The following is an 11,460-nucleotide window of genomic DNA, read 5'->3' as shown; positions in this document are numbered from 1 at the left end:
TCTGCCCCGTCGTGCGCCAGCGGTTCGCGCTTCTACGCGGAGCGTCTACAATCGGCCGCACCGGTCACTTGTTCGCACCTTCAGCCCCGCAAATCCGCATGAACGTTTCTGAGTTCTACAACGAAGTCTCCCGCCGCGTAGACACCGGCAAGACGCAGATCAACGTCGCCGAAACCAAGCGGGTGCTGTCCGAGGCGTTCGTGGTGCTCTCGAAGATGAGCACCCCCGACTCCTCTGCGCTAATCGCCAAGGCGCTGGCGGCCGCCGCCAAGAAGAACGCCAAATAGCCGGGCCCCAGGCGAGCCGGCGGCGTCAGCCGCCGGAGTGCTGCAGGGCGGGAGCGACGGATCGCTGCGTACTACTCCGGCGGCTGACGCCGACGGCTCGCCCGGTTGGTGGACGTTTGTCTGATGGACCCCTTCGCAACGCCGCGTAGCGCCTACGTTCATGTGCCGTTCTGCGCCCACCGCTGCGGCTACTGCAACTTTGCGGTGGTCGCCGGCCGCGATCACCTGGTGGGCGACTACCTGAGGGCGATCGAAGCAGAGCTGGCCCTGCGTCCCGGGCCGTGCGAGGTGGACACCCTCTACTTCGGCGGCGGCACGCCGACCCGTCTGCCGCTGCCAGACTTCGTTCGGCTCAGCGAGATGCTGCTAGCAGCCCGCCCGCTGGCGGCCGGCGCCGAGTGGACCGTCGAGGCGAACCCGGCCGACCTGGGCGACGCCTACGTCGCCCGGATGGCGGAGCTGGGGGTCACCCGGCTCAGCCTGGGCGCCCAGTCGCTGCGCGACGCGAAGCTGCGGCTGCTGGAACGCGACCACGCTGCGGGCGACATCGCACGCACGGTCGCTTCGGCCAAGCAGCACGGCATCAGGGTCGCGCTCGACCTGATCTTTGCGGCGCCCGGCGAGACCCTCGACCAGTGGCGGGCCGACCTCGACGCGCTGGCAGCCCTCGGGCCCGACCACGCGTCGACCTACGGGCTGACGTTCGAACGCGGCACGTCGTTCTGGTCGCGTCGGATGCACGGCGGGCTGGAAGAGCTGGGAGACGAGCCGCAGCGCGCGATGTACGAGCTGGCCATCGAGCGATTGACCGCCGCGGGGTTTGAGCACTACGAGGTGTCCAACTTCGCCCTCCCCGGGCGCCGCAGCCGCCACAACCAGGTCTACTGGTCGGGGGGGGCGTTCGACGCGCTCGGCCCGGGCGCGGCGCGGTACACCCAGGGGGTGCGCGAGACCAACCACCGCAGCACCACGACGTACCTCAAGCGCGTGCTGGGGGGCCGGTCGCCGGTCGCCGAACGCGAGACGCTGGACGCCGAAGCGCGGGCGCGCGAGCGGCTGGTGTTCGGTTTGCGGCGGATCGAAGGGGTGGAGCGCGCCGCGTTTGCCGCGGACACCGGCTTCGGACTCGACGGGCTTGCCGGCGCCGCGATCGAGAAATTCGTCGCGCTCGGGATGCTCAGCGACGACGGCGAGCGGGTACGCCTTACCCGCGACGGCCTGCTGGTGAGCGACGCGATTTGGCCAGAGTTGCTGTAGCGGGGAGGTCTGGAAAGACTCAGACGTCCAAGAAGTCACGGCCGTGTTCCGCCCCGTGATCGAAGCGTTTGATCGAGAGCACGGCATCGTCGGTGAGGTTCGCCAATATGTCTGCAACGCCCCGCGCCGCCCCCTCGTCTTGCGCGACCGATGCGTATGGTTCTGGCAGCATGTCGTGCTTGCGGACCAACTCGTCGAACGCATTGCCCAGCGTTTGCTTCACCTGGTCCCGCCGCTCCAGCAGCCGCGGATGCCGGTAGACGCGCTCGAACAATAGCGCTTCGAGCTGCCGCTTGCGGACCTGCATCGCGGCGGAGACGCCAACCACCGGCGGTGCGGCTCGGGCGTCGTCGGGCGAGTCGAAACCCGCCTCGGTCAGGCGGCGCTGCGTGGCGTTCAAGAGGTCTCCCACCTGGACGTCGAGCAGTTCGTGAACGACCGCCCTCCGCCGCTGGTGCGTGTCGAGCGCGGAGTGCCGGTGGTCAACGGCTTCGGCGGCGCTCGCCCAGAGTTCGGCGTCGAGCAGGTCCTTGAACTCCAGCAGCCCGATCTCTAGGGCGTCGTCTGCGTCGTGGGCGTTGTACGCGATGCTGTCGGCGGCCTCCACCACCTGGGCCTCCAGCGTGGCGCCCGGCCCGTGCCGCTTTCCCCCCGCGGCCCGACGGCGCTGGCCGTCCAGCACGTCGGTGGTGAGGTTCAGCCCGGGGAAGTTGGGGTAGCGCTGCTCCAGCCGCTCGACGATCCGCAGCGCCTGGGCGTTGTGGTTGAACCCCCCGACGCCCTCAAGCTTGGCGTCCAGCACGTCCTCGCCGGCGTGGCCAAAGGGGGGGTGGCCGATGTCGTGCAGCAGCGCCAGCGCCTCGACCAGGTCTTCATTGAGCCGCAGCGCGCGGGCGAGCGTCCGCGCGATAGACGCCACTTCCATCGTGTGGGTCAGCCGCGTGCGGTGGTAGCCATGTCCATCGCCGGTGAACACCTGCGTCTTCTGCGCGAGGCGGCGGAAGGCGGCGCTGTGGACAATGCGGTCGCGGTCCCGCTGGAACGCAGAGCGGTAGCGGTGGAGCGGCTCCGCGTGGCGCCGCACGGCGCCGGCGCTGCGGACCGCGAAGGAGGCGAGCAGCAGGGCTTCACGCTCGTCTGCGGTCACGGGTGGGCGGGGGGGTAGGTCGGGCGGCGCCCGACGTGCGGGGGAGATGTCGAAGCGGGCGGGAAGTCGAATCCTTCTACGCAACAGTGCTCGGGGCGACGGCGCCTTCCGCGGCTCGGCCCGCCGCGGCGGGCCCTACTTGGATCCGTAACCAAGCTCTGCGATCGCCGCGAGCGCCGCGTCGTGCAGCGGGCCGTTGGTGGCCAGCACGCCGCGGTTGTGGGCCAGCGTGCGGCCCTGGCCGAAGTCGAGCGTCCTGCCCGCCAGGTCGGTCACCCGGCCCCCGGCCTCTTCGATCACGATCGAGCCGGCGGCTTGGTCCCACACCTTCTCGCGGTAGTCGGGGCGGTCCGCGGCGAGCAAACGCACCAGCATCTCACCACCGCCGGCGGCGAGCACCGCGTACTTGGCCTGGCTGTCCATCGGGATGGCTTGGCCGGAAACGCCCATCGCGTCCAGCACGCGGTCGATGCCGGAGATGCTGGTGTGGGCCTTCTCTACCGACCGCAGCACGCGGGTCTGTGCGGGGTCGGCAACGGTCGACACGCTCAGCCGCCGCCACGGGCTGTCTGGTTGGTCGAGCGCCTGAAGGTGGGCGCCTCGGCCGCGCGAGGCGGCCAGGATCGACCCCGGGCCCCCTTTCTGGCCCGTGACGCCGTCGGCCAGGTCGGGGCAGCCAAGCACGCCGATTGCGACGCGTCCCCCCTCGACCAGCCCCAACGCCACGGCGTACTGATCGCCGCGCAGGAAGCCCTTGGTGCCGTCGATGGGGTCGAGCGTCCAGTAGTCGGCGGTCGCGTCTGCGGCGCCGCGGTCGATCAGGTCGCACACCGCTTCGGAGTCGATGCCCGGAAGCGCCGAGGCGACAAACTTGGTAACCGCGGCCAGCGTCTCGGCGCCGTCGGCCGTGCGGAGGCTCGCGGCGTTCTCTTCGCCCAGCAGCACCGCGCCCGGGAGCGCTTCTTTCATGCGGTAGGCGACCAGCGCCTGGGCCGCGAAGTCGCCCACGGTCACCGGCGAGCGGTCCCCCTTGGTGAGGGCGTCGGTGACCATCTCTGCCTGCACCCGCCGGACCAGTTGGGCCGCCTCGCGGACGGCGCTGATCGCGAACTGGGCCTCGGGCCGATCGAACATGCTGCGTTTCCAGAGAGCGTTCGGCGGTCAGCTTTCAGCGGTCAGCCCACGGGCCGCACACTCACGGGCCCGCAACTGACCACGGACAACGGGCCACGAACTACGAAAAAACTACCCCGCCAGGGCTCGAACCTGGAATGAGGGAATCAAAATCCCTAGTGTTACCATTACACCACGGGGTAACGAAGCTTCTGCTCGCTGCACGTAGTCTACCGCGAAACGCCCGTTAGGCTAACGGGGGCCCGCCCGATTGGCTACCGAGAAGCAGAGCTGCTCGAGTTCGGTCGCCAGGTCGACCCCCACGAGGCTCACGTGGCCCGGCAGGGCCAGCGTAACCGGGGCGAAGTTCAGGATCCCTACCACCCCGGCCTCGACCATCTGATCGGCCACCTGCTGGGCGGCCGCGGCCGGGGAAGCGATCAGCCCGATGGGGATCGCTTGCTCGCGGATCACCTGCCCCAGGTGGTCGGGGGGGAAGATCGGGATCCCTTCGATTGTGCGGTTTACCTTGCCCGGGTCGGCGTCGAACGCCGCCACGATGCGGAACCCCTGGGCGTTGAACCCACGGTAGCCCAGCAGGGCCCGGCCCAGGTTTCCTACCCCCACCATGGCGACGGTCCACTCGCGGTCGGTCCCCAGGATGCCGCGGATCGCGCGGACCAGCTCGTCGCAGCGGTAGCCGACCCCCCGCTGGCCGAAATGCCCGAAGTAGGCCAGGTCTCGCCGCACCTGGGCGTCCGTGAACCCCAACAACCGGCCCAACTGGCTGGAGCTGACCGTGGTCTGCCCGCCGCGTAGCAGTTGCTGCAACTCGCGCAGGTAGAGGCTCAACCGGCTAACGACGGCCTTGGGGACGCTGGCAGGGTCGACCGGTGCTGGTTTGCGTTTTCCGACGTTCACACCCGTTTGCCAGCAAAGGGAAGGCCTCCGGCCAGACAGACCCGGCCAGATGAAGGAACTTTACTCGCGGATCGCCTGAAAGGCAACGCTGATAAACACTTACGTCGGATCTGACGGCATCGGTCCGCCCGGCCGTGCGGGGCGTCGCGCGGGCCCCTTGGCAGGCGCCGCGCAGGGCCCGCCGCGGGCTCCGACCGCGCCTAATTGGGCCGAGCTTGCTAGCGGCGGCACGCGCCGGTGCGCGTCATGCGCGGAACGGCAGGCATAAACGGACCGACCGTTGGCCGCTGTTTGACCCCTCAGGTCGACGTAAACCCCTGCCTGAGTGCGACTTGCGACCCTTTGCGTGGCGCAAAATGAGGCGACAGGAGAACTCGGGGTAACAGGGGGATTTGAGTGCTTGCGTTAAGGAGTGCTGGCTCCGCGTTCCGAAGAAAAACACGGGCAGGATTACCTGCCTTGACCAGCTCACCCTAATTCACCCGTGCAACTCTTTCTGGAGGCGACCCTGCAATGAAGCGCTTGTTTGGCATGCCGCTGGTGGCAGCCGTGGTCCTAATGGCGTCGGCGCAAGCCAACGCCGATTGCTGTGGCGGCGCTCGCTACAGCAGTTGTGACCCGTGCTGTCAGCCGCACACACACACTGTGATGAAGACCGTCCGCGAGACGGTGTACGAGAACCAGCAGGTTACCTGCTACAAGACGGTCTACGACCGGATCGCGGAAGACCGAGAAGTTTCGTACACGAAGATGGTGTCCGAGGCCCGGACCAAAGAGGTTCAGTACACCGTGATGGTGCCGGTGCACGAAGAGAAGACCCGCACCTGGACGGTGATGAAGCCGGTCTACGAGACCCGCACCAAAGAGATCCCGTACACGGTGATGAAGCCGGTGTACGAGACCAAGACCCGCACCTGGACTGTCCAGAAGCCGGTTTGGGAAACCCGTCAGCGTGAGGTTCAGTACACGGTGATGAAGCCGGTGTACGAGCAGAAGACCCGCACCTACACCGTGCACAAGCCGGTCTACGAGACCCGCACCCGCAACTACACGGTGATGAAGCCGGTCTACGAGACCCGCACGAAGGAAGTCCCGTACACGGTGATGAAGCCGGTGTACGAGACCCGCACCCGCAACTACACGGTGATGCGTCCGGTCACCGAGCAGCGTAGCCGGGAAGTCACGTACTACGTCTCGAAGACGGTCCCCTACACCAAGACCATCACGGTCAACAGCGGTCACTGGGAGACCCAGACGTACGAAGTAGCCGGCCCCGTCCGTCGTCAGACGGTCCGCGAGCCGGGGACTTGGGTGTTCGATCCTTGCAGCTGCAAGTGCTGCTACAAGCCGGGTGCGTGCAGCACGATCTGCGTGCAGTGCCCGCCGAAGACCTGCTGCAAGAAGGTTTGGGTGCCGAGCTGCTGCGAGAAGCAGATCACCTGCTGCAAGACCGTGTGCGAGCCCCGCACGAAGACCGTTTGCTACAACGTTTGCAAGATGGTCCCCGAGTGCAAGACCTGCACCTACCAGGTCTGCAAGATGGTTCCCGAGTGCCGCACCCGCACGTGCTGCTACAAGGTTTGCAAGATGGTCCCCGAGTGCAAGACCTGCTGCTACAAGGTCTGCACGATGGTTCCTGAGTGCAAGACTTGCTGCTACACCGTGTGCCGGATGGTGCCCGAGTGCCGCACCAAGACCTGCTGCTACAAGGTGTGCCGTATGGTCTCGGAGTGCAAGAGCTGCAACTACACGGTCTGCCGGATGGTGCCCGAGTGCCGCACCCGCACCTGCTGCTACCGTGTGTGCAAGATGGTGCCCGAGTGCAAGAGCTGCACCTACACCGTGTGCAAGATGGTTCCCGAGTGCCGCACCAAGAGCGTGTGCTACACCGTCTGCAAGCCGGTGTGCTGCACGAAGACCGTGCAGGACATCAAGTGCGTCGCCCGCAAGGTGCCGTACACGGTGACCCGCTGCGTGCCGAAGACCGTCTGCAAGCAGATTGCCGTTGAAGTGAGCAGCTGCCAACCCTGCTGCCAAGGCAGCGGGTCGGCCCCGGCCGCCGCCGCTTCGGATTGTGGCTGCAACGGTTAAGTAGTAGTAACGACTGAGACTCTCGCTTCCCTTGTACGGAAGAGGGCTGGTCAAACGACGGATGAGCGAGCGGCCCGGTTCAACGTGAACCGGGCCGCTTTTCTCGTTTGTTGACGGACGTTTTGGCCACGGATAGCACGGTTTTCACGGATGACGTCGTATATCATCTGTGACATCCGTGGTCAGCTTCTCGTTGCGTTGCGGTCCGCTACACTCTCGGCATGGCGAAGTTCCCCGGGTTCCCGATCGGTCTGGTCCACTTCCTCGACGCGCTGGCGCGCAACAACACCAAGCCCTGGTTCGAGAAGAACCGCGCGCGGTACGAGAGCGAGGTCCGTGAGCCGGCGCTGGCGTTTATCCGCGCGATGCAGGGGCCCCTGGCCACGGTCTCGCCCCACTTTGTCGCGGTCGACAAGAAGGTCGGAGGGTCGCTGATGCGGGTCCACCGCGACGTCCGCTTCTCGAACGACAAGACGCCGTACAAGACGAACGTCGGCATCCACTTCCGGCACGAGCGCGGCAAGGACGTCCACGCCCCCGGCTTCTACCTGCACATCGAGCCCGAAGAAGTGTTCCTCGGCGCCGGCATCTGGCATCCGGACCCGGCGGCGCTGGGGGCCATCCGCAAGGCGATCGACACCCGGCCCGATGCGTACCTTAAGGCCCTCGGCGCCGCGTCGTTCCGCAAGGACTACGAACCGGGGGGCGAGTCGCTCAAACGCCCGCCGAAGGGCTACGACGCCCAGCACCCGCTGGTCGAGCACCTCAAACGCAAAGACCACATCGGCGCGTGTCAGCTACCAATCGACGACCTGTTCAAGCCGACGGTCGTCAAGACGGTGACCGCCAAGTTCCAGGCCGCGGCGCCGTACGTGGGGTTCTTGTGCCACGCCATCGGGCTGAAGTTCTGAGTGTAGCCATCTCATTCCCGTGAGATGCTTCCGCTCACGGAGTGAGCGGGCTACGCTTCGCGGCGGGTCAGCAGCATCAAGGCGACGAAGTCGTACGCGGCGTGGGCGGTGATGGCCGAGACGATCTCGTGGTCGGGCGAGCACACGGCCAGCCAGCCGAAGTAGGCGCCCCCGAACGTAGCAACCGCGACGTAGGCCACCGAGATCGGGTGGACCAGCCCGAACGCCAGGCTCGCCAGCCCCAGCCCGGGCCAGACCCCCAGCCACTGGATCAGCAGGTACTGCAGCACGCCGCGGAACAGCACCTCCTCGCCGATGCCGGCAGCCAGGGAGACCAGCAGCAGCTCGCCCACGCGGGCCCGCGGGAAGGCGGCCCGCAAGATCCGCTTCACTTGCCGGCGGAACCGGGCGATCGGCCCCCAGGAGGCCTGCCGGGCGAGGGCCAGCAGCGCCACCAGCGGCAGTGCGGCCAGCAGCCCCCGGCCGATGGCCCAGGCCCAGCCCTCGGTCGGCGAGAGCATCCCCAGCAGCGGGACCCCCATCAGCCAGGCCAGGCCGGCGCCCAGCAGCGCCAGGCCCGCCTCGAGCAGGGCGATCCAGCGCATCCGGCTGCGGCGTTCGGATTGTTCTTCGGGTTGGTGCATGACGCAAAACTAGGCGGTCAGACGCGCAAGCCAATAGCCGCCGGGCAACGCCCCGGCGGAGTGGCTCGCAAGATGGTTCTACCCAGCCGCGCCGCCGGGGCGTAGCCCGGCGGCTGTTGGGCGTGGTTTGTGGGACGTGCCGCGCACGGCGGGTTGACGGTCTGCGGAGGGGCGAGCTACGATGCCGCCTCATTTTCCCAGGTTTTTCACTGAAGAACGCCCTTTTTCTCAGACAGAGAGTCCAAGGACTACACCCGCGATGGCCAAGAAAGCTGCCTCTGGCGCCAAGATGATCTACTACTTCGGTAAGACCAAGACCGAAGGGACCACCAAAGATAAGCCCCTGTTGGGCGGCAAGGGCGCCAACCTGGCGGACATGACCAGCATCGGGCTGCCGGTGCCCCCCGGGTTCACCATCACGACCGAGTGCTGCGACCTCTACTACCAGCACAAGAAGAAGCTCCCGCCGGGCCTGATGGACGAGGTCCGCACGAACATCGCCATGCTCGAGAAGGAGCTTGGCAAGAAGTTCGGCGACACCCAGGAGCCGCTGTTGATGTCGGTCCGCTCCGGCGCCGCCGTGAGCATGCCCGGCATGATGAACACCATCCTCAACCTGGGGATGAACGACCAGTCGGTTGTCGGCCTCGCGAACGCCACCGGCAACGAGCGGTTCGCCTACGACGCCTACCGCCGGCTGATCAACATGTTCGGCGACGTGGTCTGCGACGTCGACCACGAGCACTTCGAAGAGGCCTTCGACAAGATCAAGTCGAAGCACAACGCCAAGCTAGACAACGACGTGCCGCTCGAGGGGATGATCGAGCTGTGCGACGCGTACAAGAAGGTCTTCCAGAAGCACTACGGCAAGCCCTTCCCCCAAGACCCGCTCACGCAGCTTGAGCTGGCCGTTGAGGCGGTTTTCAAGAGCTGGAACCAGAACCGCGCCGTCCGCTACCGCCAGGTAGAAAACATCACCGGGCTGAAGGGCACGGCGGTGAACGTCCAGTCGATGGTGTTCGGCAACATGGGAGACGAGTCGGGCACGGGCGTGGCCTTCACCCGCAACCCGTCCACCGGCGAGAACAAGTTCTACGGCGAGTTCCTCATCAACGCCCAGGGCGAAGACGTAGTGGCCGGCATCCGCACGCCGCTCCCCGTCGAAGAGATGCCCAAGTGGAACAAGGCGGTCCACAAGGAACTGATGGGGATCAAGGACCAACTCGAGAAGCACTACAAGGACGTGCAGGACATCGAGTTCACCATCGAGAACGGCAAGCTCTACATGCTGCAGACACGCGGCGGCAAGCGCACCGGCGCGGCCGCGGTGAAGATCGCCTGCGACATGGTCAAGGAGAAGCTGATCGACGAGAAGACCGCCATCCTGCGGATCCCGGCGGGCGACCTGACGCAGCTCTTGCTCCCCAGCTTCAGCCCGGCGGCCAAGAAGGCCGCCACCACGCTCACCATCGGCCTGCCGGCGTCGCCCGGCGCCGCGGTGGGCAAGCTGGCCTTCACCGCCGAGGAAGCCGTCGAGCGCACCCACGCCGGCGAGAAGGTGCTGCTGGTCCGCAAGGAGACCAACCCCGAGGACATCGACGGCATGCACTCCGCGGCCGGCATCCTCACCAGCACCGGCGGCATGACCAGCCACGCGGCCGTGGTGGCCCGCGGTTGGGGACGCTGCTGTGTGGCCGGCGCCGGCACGATCGCCATCGACGAGAAGGCCCGCAAGATCACCGTCGGCGGCAAGACCTTCACCCACAAGGACACCCTCTCGATCGACGGCTCGACCGGCGAGGTGATGGTGGGCGAGGTGGAGACGCAGCAGCCCAAGCTGTCGGGCGACTTCGCCACGGTGATGGGCTGGGCCGACAAGCACCGCAAGCTCAAGGTCCGCACCAACGCCGACACCCCGGCCGACGCCAAACGCGCCCGCGACTTCGGCGCCGAAGGGATCGGGCTGTGCCGCACGGAGCACATGTTCTTCGAGGGAGACCGCATCACCGCGATGCGTGAGATGATCCTCGCCACCGACGTCGAAGACCGCACCAAGGCGCTGAAGAAGTTGCTGCCGATGCAGCGGAAGGACTTCGTCGGCCTGTTCACGGCCATGAAGGGGCTGCCGGTCACCATCCGGCTGCTCGACCCGCCGCTTCACGAGTTCCTGCCGCACGAGGCTAAGAGCCAGGCCGAGATCGCCAAGCAACTGGGCGTCACCCCCAAGGCGGTCAAGGACCGTGTGGCCCAACTGCACGAAGCCAACCCGATGCTCGGGCACCGCGGCTGCCGGCTGGCGGTCACGTACCCGGAAATCCTAGAGATGCAGGTCACGGCTATCGTCGAGGCCGTGATCGCCTGCGTCAAAAAGGGCGTCGACACCCAGGCAGAGATCATGATCCCGCTGGTCGGCACGGCCGCGGAGCTGAAGCTGCTGCGTGAGAAGACCGAGGAGACCATCGAGAAGGTCAAGACGGCCTCCAAGCACACCGGCAAGCTGCCGATCTTGATCGGCACGATGATCGAGATCCCCCGCGCGGCCTTGACCGCCGACGAGGTGGGTCAGCACGCCGACTTCTTCAGCTTCGGCACCAACGACCTGACGCAGATGACCTTCGGCTACAGCCGGGACGACGTGAACACGTTCCTCCCCGACTACCTGAAGCACGAGCTGCTGGCCCGCGACCCGTTCCAGACGCTCGACGCCACGGGTGTCGGTCAATTGGTCGAAATGGGCGTCACCAAAGGCCGCTCGGCGAAGAAGGGCCTGAAGTGCGGCATCTGCGGCGAGCACGGCGGCGACCCGGAGAGCATCCAGTTCTGCCACAAGGTGGGGCTCGACTACGTGTCGTGCAGCCCGTTCCGCGTGCCCATCGCCCGGCTGGCGGCTGCCCAGGCGGCGCTGCGGGGCTAACCCCCAAGGCGAGCCGTCGGTGTAAGCCGTCGGAGCTGAGCTAGCTAAAACCCCGTCGGCTGACGCCGGCGGCTCGCCTTTGGGTGGCGGGCTGTTGCGCGTTTTCGGGCCAGTTTGAACGTTGCGCTACCCACCAAATTCGGGGGGCGATGCTTGCTTCCGGCCCACGAGGAGC

At 66.9% G+C, this 11,460-nt stretch carries 9 protein-coding genes and 1 tRNA gene; 5 read left to right on the top strand and 5 right to left on the bottom strand.

Going from position 1 to position 11,460, the window contains the following annotated elements:
• Positions 1-98: 98 nt before the first annotated feature.
• Together Pla175_RS22140 and hemW are read left to right on the top strand one after the other, a co-directional pair.
• Positions 99-287, top strand: a complete 189-nt coding sequence (locus Pla175_RS22140) for a hypothetical protein (RefSeq protein WP_145290828.1) — start codon at positions 99-101, stop codon at positions 285-287.
• A gap of 123 nt (positions 288-410) precedes the next feature.
• On the top strand, positions 411-1,544 hold the full coding sequence (gene hemW, locus Pla175_RS22135) for a radical SAM family heme chaperone HemW (protein WP_145290826.1): 1,134 nt from the start codon (positions 411-413) through the stop codon (positions 1,542-1,544).
• Positions 1,545-1,563: 19 nt separating this feature from the next.
• Here hemW and dgt read toward each other — a convergent pair whose 3' ends face one another.
• From dgt to Pla175_RS22115, 4 genes are all read right to left on the bottom strand, one after another.
• Positions 1,564-2,691, bottom strand: a complete 1,128-nt coding sequence (dgt, locus tag Pla175_RS22130; RefSeq protein ID WP_145290822.1) for a dGTP triphosphohydrolase — start codon at positions 2,689-2,691, stop codon at positions 1,564-1,566.
• 135 nt (positions 2,692-2,826) lie between these two features.
• Entirely contained in the window at positions 2,827-3,825 is a 999-nt protein-coding gene (locus Pla175_RS22125) for a 3'(2'),5'-bisphosphate nucleotidase (protein WP_145290819.1), read from the bottom strand.
• A gap of 111 nt (positions 3,826-3,936) precedes the next feature.
• Positions 3,937-4,007 (bottom strand) — tRNA-Gln (locus Pla175_RS22120).
• A 49-nt stretch (positions 4,008-4,056) separates the two neighbouring features.
• Positions 4,057-4,725, bottom strand: a complete 669-nt coding sequence (locus Pla175_RS22115) for a redox-sensing transcriptional repressor Rex (RefSeq protein ID WP_145290815.1) — start codon at positions 4,723-4,725, stop codon at positions 4,057-4,059.
• Between the two features lie 513 nt (positions 4,726-5,238).
• Here Pla175_RS22115 and Pla175_RS22110 point away from each other — a divergent pair.
• Both Pla175_RS22110 and Pla175_RS22105 read left to right on the top strand, forming a co-directional pair.
• A complete protein-coding gene (locus Pla175_RS22110) occupies positions 5,239-6,816 on the top strand; it encodes a hypothetical protein (RefSeq protein ID WP_145290812.1) in 1,578 nt (525 codons plus the stop codon).
• Between the two features lie 221 nt (positions 6,817-7,037).
• The gene (locus Pla175_RS22105; RefSeq protein ID WP_145290809.1) at positions 7,038-7,727 is read left to right on the top strand and encodes a DUF2461 domain-containing protein; all 690 of its coding nucleotides are present in this window, start codon (positions 7,038-7,040) and stop codon (positions 7,725-7,727) included.
• Between the two features lie 50 nt (positions 7,728-7,777).
• Here the strand turns inward: Pla175_RS22105 and Pla175_RS22100 are convergent, their stop codons facing one another.
• Positions 7,778-8,371, bottom strand: a complete 594-nt coding sequence (locus tag Pla175_RS22100; RefSeq protein WP_145290805.1) for a CPBP family intramembrane glutamic endopeptidase — start codon at positions 8,369-8,371, stop codon at positions 7,778-7,780.
• 259 nt (positions 8,372-8,630) lie between these two features.
• Between Pla175_RS22100 and ppdK the strand changes: the two genes are divergently transcribed.
• Entirely contained in the window at positions 8,631-11,285 is a 2,655-nt protein-coding gene (ppdK, locus tag Pla175_RS22095) for a pyruvate, phosphate dikinase (protein ID WP_145290801.1), read from the top strand.
• Positions 11,286-11,460: the final 175 nt, after the last annotated feature.

The sequence above is a fragment of the Pirellulimonas nuda genome, from assembly GCF_007750855.1.
Lineage (GTDB): Bacteria > Planctomycetota > Planctomycetia > Pirellulales > Lacipirellulaceae > Pirellulimonas > Pirellulimonas nuda.
Note: the sequence above shows the minus strand (reverse complement) of the source record. Positions and strands in the feature narration are given on the sequence as shown.